We start from the raw sequence: 13,745 nt of genomic DNA on the forward strand, positions 1-13,745 counted from the left end.
ATCTGACCGCCGCCCGGGAGAAAGCCCGACGATGTTTTCGCAATCCGATTTCGTCCACATGGTGCGTGCGCTCGCGCTCGCCCACCGCGGCCTGTACACGACCGACCCGAACCCGCGCGTCGGCTGCGTGCTGGTGAAGGACGGCGTGGTGATCGGCGAGGGCTTCACGCAGCCGGCCGGCCAGGATCACGCCGAAATCCAGGCGATGAAGGACGCCCGCGCGCGCGGGCACGATCTGCGCGGCGCGACGGCGTATGTGACGCTCGAGCCGTGCAGCCACTTCGGCCGCACGCCGCCCTGCGCGAACGCGCTGATCGAAGCGAAGGTCGCGCGCGTGATTGCGGCGATGGAAGACCCGAACCCGCTCGTGTCGGGGCGCGGGCTTTCGATCTTGCGCGACGCGGGCATCGACGTGCGTTGCGGACTGCTCGCCAACGAGGCGCGCGAACTGAACATCGGCTTCGTTTCGCGCATGACGCGCAAGCGTCCGTGGGTGCGCATGAAGGTGGCCGCATCGCTCGACGGCGGCACCGGCCTGCCCTCGGGCGAAAGCCAATGGATCACGGGCGAAGCCGCGCGCGCCGACGGCCACGCCTGGCGCGCGCGCGCCTCGGCCATCCTCACGGGCATCGGCACGGTGAAGGAAGACGACCCGCGCATGACCGTGCGCGCCGTCGACACCCCGCGCCAGCCCAAACGCGTGCTGATCGACAGCCGCCTCGACGCCTCGCCGCTCGCGCAGATTTTCGTGGGCGCGCCCACGCTCGTGTTCTGCGCGGCGCTCGACGCGAGCAACGAAGAGCGCGCCGAAGCGTTGCGCGTGCGCGGCGCCGAGATCGTCGCGCTCGGCAACGAGCAGGGCAAGGTCGATCTGCCGGCCATGCTCACGGAGCTCGCTGCGCGCGGCGTGAACGAACTGCACGTGGAAGCGGGCTACAAGCTCAACGGTTCGCTGCTGCGCGAAGGCTGCGTGGACGAACTGCTCGTGTACGTGGCGCCGTCGCTGCTCGGCACGAATGCGCTCGGCATGATCGACATCGCTGCGCCCGCAACGCTCGACGAGCGCACGCGCCTCGCCTTTCATTCCGTCGATCGTCTTGGCAGCGATCTGCGCATTCTTGCGCGTGTCGTCACGACGCAAGACGCCTGACCCTCACTGAAGCACTGAACACAAGGAACAGCACGATGTTTACCGGAATCGTCGCGGCAGTGGGCCGCATCGAATCGATCAAGCCGCTCGGCACGGGTGCCGACGCAGGCGTGCGCCTCGCCGTCAATGCAGGGAGCCTCGGCCTCGACGACGTACAGCTCGGCGACAGCATCGCGATCCAGGGCGCCTGCATGACCGTCATCGAGAAGTCGGCAACGGGCTTCGACGTCGATGTTTCGCGCGAAAGCCTGAACCGCACCGTGGGCCTCGCGGCGACGGGCGAAGTGAACCTCGAAAAGGCGCTGCGCGCGAACGACCGCCTGGGCGGCCACATCGTCTCGGGTCACGTGGACGGCCTTGGCACCGTCACGCGCTTCGCGCCCGTGGGCGAGTCGCACGAGCTGCGCATTCTCGCGCCGGCGGATATCGGCCGCTATCTCGCCTACAAGGGCTCGATCACCGTGAACGGCGTGAGCCTCACGGTCAACTCGGTCGACGATCGCACGGACGGCTGCGAATTCTCGATCAACCTGATTCCCCATACCGTGGAAGTCACCACGCTCAAGCATCTTCAGACCGGTACGAAGGTGAATCTCGAAATCGATCTGATCGCGCGATACGTGGAGCGGATGCTCTCGGCTGAGAAGGCCGCCAATTCGGCCGCGCAGGACTAAGCGCCGCCTGGCCGGCGCCATGCCGGCCCCGGACGCGCGCAAGCACGCGCGCCGGGGCGCTGATAGAATCTAGCCTTTCCCTACGCGCTCGCCGCACGGCGTGCCGCGTTCCCATCACCCGAATCGAACCAGGAGGCACAGTTGGCAACGATTGACACGAGCGCCGCCATGCCGATGGTCCGGGTGATGTTGCACGTTGCGTCGCGTCACGCAACCGTCCCGCTTCCAGCGCAGCCATAGCGCGTCCCGCGCGGCATGTTTTCAGACGCCGCGCCGTATTCAGCGAATTCGAGGTCAGGCCGTCCGGCAACCGATGCCCGGGCGTGCGAAGCCCGTTTTCCGTCTTAACGCTTCACGCTTGCTTCAGGAGAGTCTTCGGGCATCACGTCCGGAGCATGCTGTCCATGACAGAGCTAAACAACAAACCCGAATCGGGCGGACAAACCTTCCGCAAGGTCCTCGGCTTCACCTTCCGGCACTGGGCGCGCCAACCGGTGCGCGTCACGGCCGTCGCACTCGCCTCGCTCCTCGGCGCGCTCGCCGACGTGCTCACGCCGCACTACGCCGGCCAGCTCGTCGACGCCCTCACGCACGGCGGCGCAGCCAGCAGCGCCGCCGCCTGGCATGCGGCGGTCGTCGCATTCTGGGCGCTCACGGCGCTCGGGCTCGGCGGCACGATCATGCGCCAGGCCGCGTACCGCAACATCATCACGCTGACGCTGCGCATGATGAGCGAGATCGCCACGCAAGCCTTTCACCGCGTGCAGCGCTTCTCGACGGACTGGCACGCGAACAGCTTTGCCGGTTCCACGGTGCGCAAGGTCACGCGCGGCATGTGGGCGCTCGATCTGCTCAACGACACGCTGCTCGTCGCCCTCTTCCCGTCGCTCGTCATGCTGGTCGGCTCGACCGTCCTGCTCGCCGTGCAGTGGCACGTGATGGGCCTCGTGGTCGGCCTCGGCTCGGCCGTGTATCTGGCGATCACGGTCTCGCTCTCGCTCTTTTACGTCGCGCCCTCGGCCCGGCTCGCGAACCAGTGGGATACGAAGATGGGCGGCGCGCTTGCCGACGCCATTTCGTGCAACGCCGTCGTCAAGGCGTTCGGCGCGGAAACGCGCGAAGAAGCGCGGCTCGCGCGCGTCGTCACGAAGTGGAGCAGCCGCACGCGGCGCACGTGGCAGCGCGGCACGCTCAACGGCGGCGTGCAGGGCGCGCTGCTCGTGGGCATGCAGGCGGCCATCCTCGGCGCGGCGCTGCTGCTCTGGGCGCGCGGTCTCGCAAGCGTCGGCGACATCACGTTCGCGCTCACGCTGTTCTTCCTGCTCAAGGGCTACCTGCGCGATGTGGGCATGCACGTGCGCAACCTGCAGCGCTCGGTCAACGACATGGAAGAGCTCGTCGCGCTCGACGCGGCGCCGCTCGGCATCGAGGACCAGCGCGATGCGCCGCCCATCGTGATCGATCAGGGCGACATCCGCTTCGAGAACATGACGTTCCGCTACGGCGATCACGCGGACGCCAGGCCGCTCTACGAGAACCTCACGCTGCGTATCGCGCCTGGCGAGCGCGTGGGCCTCGTCGGCCATTCGGGCTCCGGCAAGACGACGCTGATCAAGCTGATCCAGCGCCTTTACGACGTGTCCGAGGGGCGCATCACGATCGACGGCCAGGATATCGCGCGCGTGCAGCAGGCGTCGCTGCGCTCGCAGATCGCCATCGTGCAGCAGGAGCCGGTGCTGTTCCACCGCTCGCTCGCCGAGAACATCGCTTACGCCCGGCCCGGCGCCACGCACGCCGAAATCGAGCGCGCGGCGAAGCTCGCGAGCGCCCACGACTTCATCACGGCGCTGCCGCACGGCTACGACACGCTCGTGGGCGAGCGCGGCGTGAAGCTCTCGGGCGGCGAGCGCCAGCGCGTGGCGATCGCGCGCGCGTTCCTCGCGAATGCGCCGATCCTGATCTTCGACGAAGCGACCTCGAGCCTCGACAGTGAAAGCGAGGTGCTGATCCAGCAGGCCATGGAGCGGCTCATGGAGGGCCGCACGACCGTGGTCGTCGCACACCGGCTCTCGACCGTGCGCGCGCTCGACCGGCTGCTCGTGCTCGAACGCGGACGCGTGGCGGAGGAAGGCACGCACGACGCGCTCGTGCGCCGCGAAAACGGCCTGTACCGGCGCCTGTTCGAGCGCCAGGCGCTGGAACTGACGAAGGGACTCGCCGACGATGTGATCCTGCGCTGACGCCTCGCCCGTTCGTGCCCCGTCGCGCCCGCGCCCTCCCGCCGCAAGCCGGCTCAGGCGGGAGCCGCGCCCGCGTGCGGCGCAATGCGCGCGAGCACGCGAGATGAACCGCGAATAGGAACGTTTCACCTGAATGACGCATGGCGTTACTAGCGTGAAACAGACGCGATTCGCGCCTTCCCGCGTTCTGGGCGACGCGCCCGCCCGCGTGGCGTAAAATGTGGCCTTTCCAGCCAGAATCCCAACATGACGCTCGCCTCCACCCCTGAGATCATCGCCGAGCTCAAAGCCGGCAAGATGGTCATCCTCGTCGACGAAGAAGACCGGGAAAACGAGGGCGACCTCGTCATCGCTGCGGAGTTCGTCACGCCTGAAGCCATCAACTTCATGGCGAAGTACGGCCGCGGGCTGATCTGCCTCACACTCACCCAGGAACGCTGCAAGCTCCTCAACCTGCCGCTCATGACCTACCGCAACGGCACGCAGTACGGCACGGCGTTCACGGTCAGCATCGAGGCCGCCGAAGGCGTTACGACCGGCATTTCCGCCGCCGACCGCGCCCGCACGATCAAGGCGGCCGTCGCGCACGACGCGCGCGCCGAGCACATCGTGCAGCCCGGCCACGTGTTCCCGATCATGGCGCAGCCAGGCGGCGTGCTCGTGCGCGCGGGCCACACCGAAGCGGGCTGCGACTTCACGGCGCTTGCCGGCCTCACGCCGGCCTCGGTGATCTGCGAGGTCATCAAGGACGACGGCACGATGGCGCGCCTGCCCGACCTCATGGAGTTCGCGCAGGAGCACGGCCTGAAGGTCGGCACCATCGCGGACTTGATCCACTACCGCAGCCGCACCGAATCGATCGTCGAGCGCGTGGCGGAACGCACCATGCAAACCGCGCACGGCCAGTTCCGCGCGATCATGTACGTCGATCACCCCACGCGCACGCCGCACATCGCCCTCGTGCGCGGCACGCCGAAGCCCGACGTCGATACGCCCGTGCGCGTGCACGAGCCGCTTTCGGTGCTGGATCTGCTCGAAACGGGTTCGTCCACGCACTCGTGGACGCTCGACGCCGCCATGCGCGAAATCGCCTCGCGCGACGTGGGCGTGATCGTTATGCTCAATTGCGGCGAACCCAAGGAACATCTGATCGACGTCTTCAAGGCGTTCGACCAGAAAGAGCGCGCGGAGGCGCTCGCCCGCCGGCCCGTAGACTTCAAGACCTACGGCATCGGCGCGCAGATCCTGCGCGAACTCGGCGTGGGCCGCATGCAGGTGCTCTCGAAGCCGCGCCGCCTCGGCAGCATGTCGGGCTACGGTCTGGAGGTCACCGGCTTCGTGCCGATGCCTGGCGGGGACGCGCAAGCGCCCTGCCCGCCTGAAGCGGCTGACCCAGCCTCGTCGCGCGCCTGAAGTCGCATCGCGCTCTTTTCACGCGTCACCACGCTCAACCGAACTTACGGACACCACATGGAAATCGGACAATACCAACCGAACCTCGACGGCGACGGACTGCGCATCGGCATCGTCCAGTCGCGCTTTAACGAACCCGTCTGCAACGGCCTCGCCGACGCCTGCATCGAAGAACTCGAACGCCTTGGCGTGACGGGCGAAGACGTGCTGCTCGTCACCGTGCCGGGCGCACTCGAAATCCCGCTGGCGCTGCAAAAGCTCGCCGAAAGCGGCCAGTTCGACGCCCTGATCGCGCTCGGCGCGGTCGTGCGCGGCGAGACGTACCACTTCGAGCTCGTCTCGAACGAGAGCGGCGCGGGCATCTCGCGCGTTTCGCTCGACTTCAACGTGCCCATCGCGAACGCCGTGCTCACCACCGAGAACGACGAGCAGGCCGTGGCCCGCATGACCGAGAAGGGTCGTGACGCCGCTCGCGTCGCCGTGGAAATGGCGAACCTGACGGTGGCGTTGGAGCAGCTCGACGGCGGCGACGACGACGAAGAAGACGAGGAAGACGAAGAGGAACAGCAATGAAGAGCGCGCGCCGCCGCTCCCGCGAACTGGCCACGCAGGGGTTGTATCAGTGGCTGCTGTCGGGTGTGCCCGCCGGCGAGATCGACGCGCAGCTGCGCGGTTCGCAGGGCTACGACAAGGCCGATCACGAGCATCTGGACGCGATCCTGCACGGCGTCATCCGCGAGTCGGACGAACTGTCCGCCGCCATCACGCCGTGCCTCGACCGTCCGATCGAGCAGCTTTCGCCCGTCGAACGCGCGGTGCTGCTCGTCGCGACCTACGAGTTCAAGCATCACGTCGACATTCCGTACCGCGTCGTGATCAACGAGGCGGTCGAGCTCACGAAGACCTTCGGCGGCTCGGACGGCTACAAGTACGTGAACGGCGTGCTCGACAAGCTCGCGGCGCAACTGCGCGCCACCGAAGCACAAAACGCCCGCAAGTCGTAAGAACGCGAGCCGCCGGGGCGAGCGGGTGCGCCTGAGCGCCCGGCCCCGCGCGCCGCGTGATCTGTCAGTATTGGAAAGACCCGCATGAACACCGTTGCCGAACCGCTGCTGCGGCTAGCCGCGCGCGTCGACGAGATCCAGCCTTTCTACGTCATGGAATTGGCAAAGGAAGCCGCGAAGCTCGAACGCGCTGGACGCGACATCATCCACATGGGTATCGGCGAGCCGGACTTCACGGCACCCGAGCCCGTCGTCGAGGCGGCCGCCGCCGCGCTGCGCCGCGGCGTCACCCAATACACGAGCGCGCTCGGCATCCACGCGCTGCGCGAGGCGATCGCCGCGCACTACCAGCACGCGTACGGCCTCACGGTCGACCCCGCGCGCATCGTCGTGACGGCCGGCGCCTCGGCGGCGCTCCTGCTCGCCTGCACCGCGCTCGTCGACCGCGACGACGAAGTGCTGATGCCCGACCCCTGCTATCCGTGCAACCGCCACTTCGTGGCCGCCGCGGAAGGCAAGCCGGTGCTCGTGCCGAGCGGCCCGCAAGCGCGCTTCCAGCTCACCGCCGCCGATGTCGAGCGCCTGTGGTCGCCGCGCACGCGCGGCGTGCTGCTCGCCTCGCCGTCGAACCCGACCGGCACCTCGATCGAGCCCGACGAACTCAAGCGCATCGTGCAAAGCGTGCGTGCGCGCGGCGGCTTCACGATCGTCGACGAAATCTATCAAGGCCTGTCGTACGACACGCCGCCCGTCTCCGCGCTGTCGTACGGCGACGACGTAGTGACCGTCAACAGCTTCTCGAAGTACTTCAACATGACCGGCTGGCGTCTGGGCTGGCTCGTGGTGCCGCCTTCGCTGGTCGGCGCATTCGAAAAGCTCGCGCAGAACCTGTTCATCTGCGCGTCCGCGCTCGCGCAGCATGCCGCGCTCGCCTGCTTCGACCCGGACACGCTGAAGCTCTACGAAGGCCGCCGGCTCGAATTCAAGCGCCGCCGCGACTTCATCGCGCCAGCGCTCGAGTCGCTCGGCTTCACGGTGCCCGTGATGCCCGACGGCGCGTTCTACGTCTACGCCGACTGCTCGAACGTTGCGCACCCTGCCGCCGGCGACAGCGACGCGCTCACCCGCGCAATGCTGCACGACGCGGGCACGGTGATGGTGCCCGGCATGGACTTCGGCGTCGCCGCGCCGCATCAGTACGTGCGGCTCTCGTATGCCACGGCGTACGAGCGCCTCGAGGAAGCGGTCGAGCGGCTGCATACGTTCTTCGGACGCTAATGCGCTAGTGGTCGAGAAATGGAAAAAGGCACCCGCGGGTGCCTTTTTGTTTGGTCCGGTCTTTCAGCTAGCTGCTCAAGCACCCAGTTCGGACGAAGCGTGCTTCTGGGCCGTCGTGCTGGTGCTGGCGTCGTCCTGAGCGGAACCGCTGTTCGCGGACGACGACTTCTCGACGATTGCGTGGGCGTTGTCGAGCGTCACGTGCACGCGCTTCTCGCCGTTGATGCTTGCCACCTTCTGCGCAGACGTGCTGGCCGTGGTGGTGACGGGCGCCTGCGGCGCGTTGATCGGCACGTTGCGGCCGCGTGCGACGTCACGCAGACGCCCGCGCTCGGCCATCACCTTGGCGCCGTAGCCGCCGTCGTCCGGCGACGTCGAACCGACGTAGAGACGCAGGCCGCCCGGCAGCGAACCGCCGCGTGCGATGCAATCCTTGAGCACCAGCGCGCCGACCTTGATGTTGGCGAGCGGATCGAGCGCCGCGCGCTGACCGCCGAAGTACTGGAACTTGTCCGAGTGCACCTTCGACATGACCTGCATGAGGCCCTGCGCGCCCACGCCACTCTCGGCGTACGGGTTGAAGCCCGATTCGATCGCCATCACGGCGAGCAGCAGCAGCGGATCGAGCCCCACTTCACGGCCGGTGTCGAACGCCGCTTTCACGAGTTCGCCGACCGGCTCCTGCGCGACCCGGTAGCGGCGCGCCAGATAGGTGGCGACGAGCGCCTGTTCACGCGCCGAAACGAGCACGCGGTCATCGCGAGCGTCGGGCGTGACGCGCTGGGGCGGAATCATGCGCGCGAGCGAGCCGACGCTGGTCGGCAGCGCACGCGGATCGAGGCCGTTGAGCGTGACGGCATCGAGCGTGGCGATGCCGCCGTTCGACACCGAGCTCGCGACCTTCGCGACCGTGCCGTTGGAGCCTGCGGGCGAAATTCCCGTGGCGCCGGCTGCGGCAGTGACGCCGGCAGCACCGGCATCGGGCGCGAGCGCAGTGGGCAGCATCGCGCCGTCGGCGTTGTCCTCGTTATTCGTCACGCCGGGGGGCGCGAACGAGGGCAGCGGGTTGCCTTGCAGCAGACGTGCCGGGCCGGCCTGCACCGCCGCCGAGACGAACGGCATCACGCGAGCGGCGAGCGTGCCACGCAGCGTGGGCATGAGCCAGACGGCAACAGCGAACAGAACGGCACAGCCGCCAACAATGCTGAACAGGTGATGGCTAAGACGCGTGCCACGACGCAGCAGCGCACGCAGGCCAAGCGCTACACGCTCGTCGGCGCGCCACCACGATAACCAGGTATTCATCTACAGATCTCCCATGTTGCATGATCCAGCGGGAGGGTCGGCGCGAAGCAGACGACCAATCGCAGGATCAAGACACCGCGCGCCCTGGCTGGTGCGGCAGCGGCGTCGGGAAAACGGCAAGTCGCCGTGGGTGGAACTCCTTTTGTACGACCAGGCACGCAGTGTGCGCGCGCGGAGTTCTCACGCGAAAAGCCAGCGCGAAGAGGCGCTGACGAGAACAGCCAATCTAAACCGTGGACAGCCGTGCAGGGATGCGGCTAAACGGCGACGCGTTGCGTCTGAAGGACCGGGAAGGTGGCTAAAAATTTCAAAACCTGCAACCAATGTGGACGGATTCTAGCAGCGTTTTATAGATCGTCAATACTATAGAATCCCGAAAACATAACCAATAGTAATAATAAACACTGTTCAATCGGGCGGAATCCGCGTCGCACGCGCGTCTGCGGGCGCTTATGCAGATTGGCACCCAGCGTGCGTTAGCCAACGCAGGTAAAATCGACAATCGTTACGCCGCGTCTGCCCGGCCAGATGTCTGATACGTCTTGATACGTCTGATACATCTGATACGGCGCCCGCGGAACCCGTGCCGCCGCCCCATGCGGCCCCCAAGCCGGCCATCCCCGTTGGCCACGATTGGTTCCCAATGAAATACAAAGACCTGCGCGACTTCGTTGGTCGCCTGGAGACGCTCGGCGAATTGCGCCGCGTCCCACAAGCTGTCTCTCCGGTGCTGGAAATGACCGAGCTGTGCGACCGCGTCCTGCGCGCCGGCGGCCCGGCCCTACTCTTTGAGAACCGTTCGACGCACGCGTTCCCGGTGCTCGGCAATCTGTTCGGCACGCCCCGGCGCGTCGCGCTCGGCATGGGCATCGACGCGCCGGAAAGCGGCGGCGACGGCGCCGCGCTCGAGTCGCTGCGCGACGTGGGTCGGCTGCTCTCGGCGCTGAAAGAGCCCGAGCCGCCGCGCGGCCTGAAGGATGCGGGCAAGCTCCTCACGCTCGCCAAGGCCGTCTGGGACATGGCACCGAAGACCGTGAACGCGCCGCCCTGCCAGGAGATCGTCTGGGAAGGCAACGATGTCGATCTCGCGAAGCTGCCGATTCAGACCTGCTGGCCCGGCGATGCCGGCCCGCTCGTCACCTGGGGCCTCACCGTCACGCGCGGTCCCAACAAGACGCGCCAGAATCTCGGCATCTACCGCCAGCAGCTGATTGGCCGCAACCAGCTCATCATGCGCTGGCTCGCGCATCGCGGCGGCGCGCTCGACTTCCGCGAGTTCGCGCTGAAGAACCCCGGCAAGCCTTACCCGGTGGCGGTCGTGCTCGGCGCCGACCCGGCGACGATTCTCGGCGCCGTCACGCCGGTGCCCGACACGCTCTCCGAATACCAGTTTGCGGGCCTGTTGCGCGGCGCCCGCACCGAGCTCGCGAAGTGCCTGACGCCCGGCGTCGACACGCTGCAGGTGCCCGCGCGCGCCGAGATCGTGCTCGAGGGCTTCATCTACCCGCAGGCGGGCGAGCCCGGCCCGGCCCCCGCTGGCGCGCCGCCCCGCCCCGCCAAGGGCGCGAGCGCCGCGTACGAACACGCGCTCGAAGGCCCCTACGGCGACCACACGGGCTACTACAACGAACAGGAGTGGTTCCCCGTCTTCACGGTCGAGCGCATCACCATGCGCCGCGATGCGATCTACCATTCGACATACACGGGCAAGCCGCCCGACGAGCCCGCGGTGCTCGGCGTGGCGCTCAACGAAGTGTTCGTGCCGCTCTTGCAGAAGCAGTTTGCCGAGATCACCGACTTCTATCTGCCGCCAGAGGGGTGCAGCTATCGCATGGCGATCGTGCAGATGAAGAAGAGCTACCCCGGGCACGCAAAACGCGTGATGTTCGGGGTATGGAGCTTCCTGCGCCAGTTCATGTATACAAAGTTCATTGTCGTGGTCGACGATGACGTGGACATCCGCGACTGGAAGGAGGTGATCTGGGCGATCACCACGCGTATCGATCCGGCGCGCGACACCGTGCTCGTCGAGAACACGCCGATCGACTATCTTGACTTCGCTTCGCCGGTGGCCGGCCTCGGCTCGAAAATGGGGCTCGACGCCACCAACAAGTGGCCCGGCGAGACGGACCGCGAATGGGGCCGCGCAATCGAGATGGACGCGGCCGTGAAGACGCGCGTCGACCGTCTCTACGACGAGCTAGGCTTTAGCCGCAGCTAGCGCAACCCGGCGCAGTGCCCTCGGCGCCACGCCGGCCGATCCATCCGCGACGCCTTTTCGCGACGCCGCGCTTACCGCGTCACGCCTCGTGCATGGCATGAGCCGCGGCGCCAGTGAACCTGAAGGAGACTCGAGGATGATGCCCGCATCGGAGCGCCTGACGCAACTGAACGACCCCGCCCTCTTCAAGACCCGCGCGTACATCGACGGCGAATGGAGCGGCGGTGCGGCCACGTTCGCCGTGCTCGACCCCGCCGACAACGCCGAGATCGCGAGCGTGCCCGACTTTGGCGCCGACGAGGCGCATCGCGCGATTGCCGCCGCGAACGCCGCGTTGCCGGCGTGGCGCGCGAAGACGGGCAAGGAGCGCGCAGCCATTCTGCGGCGATGGTTCGATCTCGTGATCGAGCACGCCGACGACCTCGCCGCGATCATGACCGCAGAGCAAGGCAAGCCGCTCGCCGAGGCGCGCGGCGAAGTGATCTATGGCGCGTCCTTCCTGGAATGGTTTGCCGAAGAGGCCAAGCGAGTGAACGGCGACGTCCTCGCGAGCCCCGCCAGCGACCGCAAGCTCGTCGTGCTCAAGCAGCCGATCGGCGTGTGCGCCTCGATCACCCCCTGGAATTTCCCGATCGCGATGATCACACGCAAGGTCGCGCCGGCCATCGCCGCGGGCTGCACGATCGTCGTGAAGCCCGCCGAGCAAACGCCGCTTTGCGCGCTCGCGCTCGCCGAACTGGCGCAGCGAGCGGGCGTACCCAAGGGCGTGTTCAACGTGCTCACCGCCGACTCCGCGAACTCGATCGCAATCGGCAAGGCGCTGTGCGAGAGCGACATCGTGCGCCATCTCTCGTTTACGGGATCGACGCCGGTGGGCCGCCTCCTCATGCAGCAGTGCGCGCCGACGGTCAAGAAAATCGCCCTCGAACTGGGTGGGCACGCCCCCTTCATCGTGTTCGACGACGCCGACATCGACGCCGCCGTGGAGGGCGCGATGATCTCGAAGTACCGCAACGCAGGCCAAACCTGCGTCTGCACGAACCGCTTCTACGTGCACGACAAGGTGTACGACGTTTTCGTCGAGAAGCTCGCCGCCGCCTCACGCAAGATCAAGGTGGGCAACGGCTTCGAGGATGGCGTGAACCAGGGGCCGTTGATCGACGACGCGGCCGTCGCCAAGGTCGCGCAGCACATCAGCGATGCGACCGCCCAGGGCGCGAGAGTCGTCGCGGGCGGCAAGGTCAGCTCGGGACGCTATGTCGAGCCCACCGTGCTCGCAGACGTCACGCGCGACATGCTGATCGCGCGCGAGGAAACCTTCGGCCCGGTCGCGGCGGTGTTCCGCTTCAACGACGAAGCCGAAGTCGTCGGCCTCGCCAACGACACCGAATTCGGCCTCGCCTCGTACTTCTACAGCCGCGACATCGGCCGCGTCTGGCGTGTGGCCGAAGCGCTCGAGTACGGCATGGTCGGGGTCAACACCGGACTCATCTCGAACGAAGTCGCGCCGTTTGGCGGCGTGAAGCAGTCGGGTCTCGGGCGCGAAGGTTCGAAGTACGGCATCGACGAATATGTCGAACTGAAGTACCTGTGCATCGGCGTTTGAAGCACGCCTGAAGCTGATTTGAGCCGCGACGCCCGCTTGCTCACAGGCGGGCGTGTGCGGTGCGCAGTCCATACCAACAAGAAATCGTTTTCATGTCTCACGTTTCCCTGCTTTCCGACGGCTTTTTTCTGTCGCTTTCGCTTTGCCTCGACATCGGTCTCGTCAACGTCGCCATCATCTCGCTCACGCTCACGCACGGCTTCCGCCCGGGCTTCTGGCTGGGGCTCGGCTCGTGTTTCGGCGACCTCATCTACGCCGCGCTCGCGCTTGCGGGCATGGCCGCGCTGCTGCAGTTCTCGGCCGTACGCTGGGTCGTGTGGATCGGCGGCTCGGCCCTGCTGCTCATGCTCACGTGGAAGATGGCGCGCGAAGCGCTCAATCCAGCATTGGCGCCGCCCGTGGAAGGCGAAGCCGATGACGCCGCGCCGCTGCCCAACCCGTGGCGCAGCTTCATGCGCGGCGTGCTGCTTGCCCTCTCTTCGCCGAGTGCGATTCTCTGGTTCGCGGCTGTCGGTGGCGCGCTCATCGCCAAGTCGGGGGCGACGAGCGCCGGCGCGGCCTCGCTCTTCCTGCTGGGCTTTTTTGCGGGCGGTCTCGGCTGGACCTTTTTCCTCTGCGGACTGGCCAGCCATGGCCGCAAACGCGCCGGCACCAGTCTGCTGCGCGCCTGCCATGTGCTTTCGGCGCTGCTATTCGCGTATTTTTCGTACAGCGTGATCGTGCACGGCTATCGCGAACTGATCCTGCAGGGCGCGGGCGCGTCGTAATCCATGTCGGGCGCAGGTGCGCCTATGGACCGCTCGGCGCGCATCGATCTAGCGTGCCATGCTCGCGGCGAAAGCGAGCGCCAAAAA

The 13,745-nt window shown here is 67.1% G+C and carries 11 protein-coding genes; 10 read left to right on the forward strand and 1 reads right to left on the reverse strand.

The genetic code is table 11. The features are described 5' to 3' along the window. Positions 1-31: 31 nt before the first annotated feature. The 7 genes from ribD to AB3X98_RS07635 all read left to right on the forward strand — a co-directional run bounded on the left by ribD (position 32) and on the right by AB3X98_RS07635 (position 7,759). Positions 32-1,150, forward strand: coding sequence for a bifunctional diaminohydroxyphosphoribosylaminopyrimidine deaminase/5-amino-6-(5-phosphoribosylamino)uracil reductase RibD (gene ribD, locus AB3X98_RS07605; protein WP_368604006.1), 1,119 nt, complete (start codon positions 32-34; stop codon positions 1,148-1,150). 35 nt (positions 1,151-1,185) lie between these two features. Next, positions 1,186-1,824, forward strand: a complete 639-nt coding sequence (locus AB3X98_RS07610; RefSeq protein WP_342948523.1) for a riboflavin synthase — start codon at positions 1,186-1,188, stop codon at positions 1,822-1,824. Positions 1,825-2,228: 404 nt separating this feature from the next. Further along, positions 2,229-4,064 (forward strand): ABC transporter ATP-binding protein, encoded by a 1,836-nt coding sequence (locus AB3X98_RS07615; protein ID WP_368604007.1) that lies wholly within the window; start codon positions 2,229-2,231, stop codon positions 4,062-4,064. A gap of 246 nt (positions 4,065-4,310) precedes the next feature. Next, positions 4,311-5,477, forward strand: a complete 1,167-nt coding sequence (gene ribBA, locus AB3X98_RS07620; protein ID WP_069262725.1) for a bifunctional 3,4-dihydroxy-2-butanone-4-phosphate synthase/GTP cyclohydrolase II — start codon at positions 4,311-4,313, stop codon at positions 5,475-5,477. A gap of 57 nt (positions 5,478-5,534) precedes the next feature. Next, positions 5,535-6,050, forward strand: a complete 516-nt coding sequence (ribH, locus tag AB3X98_RS07625; RefSeq protein WP_028211567.1) for a 6,7-dimethyl-8-ribityllumazine synthase — start codon at positions 5,535-5,537, stop codon at positions 6,048-6,050. Then, complete coding sequence (gene nusB, locus AB3X98_RS07630; RefSeq protein WP_042260852.1) at positions 6,047-6,481, forward strand: transcription antitermination factor NusB; 435 nt, start codon at positions 6,047-6,049, stop codon at positions 6,479-6,481. Before ribH ends, nusB begins: the two co-directional genes overlap by 4 nt. A gap of 84 nt (positions 6,482-6,565) precedes the next feature. Further along, positions 6,566-7,759, forward strand: coding sequence for a pyridoxal phosphate-dependent aminotransferase (locus AB3X98_RS07635; RefSeq protein WP_342948521.1), 1,194 nt, complete (start codon positions 6,566-6,568; stop codon positions 7,757-7,759). A 75-nt stretch (positions 7,760-7,834) separates the two neighbouring features. Here AB3X98_RS07635 and AB3X98_RS07640 read toward each other — a convergent pair whose 3' ends face one another. Continuing rightward, positions 7,835-9,064, reverse strand: a complete 1,230-nt coding sequence (locus tag AB3X98_RS07640; RefSeq protein ID WP_368604008.1) for a transglycosylase SLT domain-containing protein — start codon at positions 9,062-9,064, stop codon at positions 7,835-7,837. A gap of 643 nt (positions 9,065-9,707) precedes the next feature. Here AB3X98_RS07640 and AB3X98_RS07645 point away from each other — a divergent pair. The 3 genes from AB3X98_RS07645 to AB3X98_RS07655 all read left to right on the forward strand — a co-directional run bounded on the left by AB3X98_RS07645 (position 9,708) and on the right by AB3X98_RS07655 (position 13,658). Continuing rightward, a complete protein-coding gene (locus AB3X98_RS07645) occupies positions 9,708-11,285 on the forward strand; it encodes a UbiD family decarboxylase (protein WP_069262729.1) in 1,578 nt (525 codons plus the stop codon). 136 nt (positions 11,286-11,421) lie between these two features. Next, positions 11,422-12,891 carry an NAD-dependent succinate-semialdehyde dehydrogenase gene (locus AB3X98_RS07650; RefSeq protein ID WP_368604009.1) on the forward strand — a complete coding sequence of 490 codons (1,470 nt, stop codon included), beginning with the start codon at positions 11,422-11,424 and terminating at the stop codon, positions 12,889-12,891. Positions 12,892-12,983: 92 nt separating this feature from the next. After that, on the forward strand, positions 12,984-13,658 hold the full coding sequence (locus AB3X98_RS07655) for a LysE family translocator (protein ID WP_368604010.1): 675 nt from the start codon (positions 12,984-12,986) through the stop codon (positions 13,656-13,658). The last annotated feature ends 87 nt before the right edge of the window (positions 13,659-13,745 follow it).

The organism is Paraburkholderia sp. BR14312, assembly GCF_040948675.1.
In the GTDB taxonomy this organism is placed as follows: domain Bacteria; phylum Pseudomonadota; class Gammaproteobacteria; order Burkholderiales; family Burkholderiaceae; genus Paraburkholderia; species Paraburkholderia nodosa_A.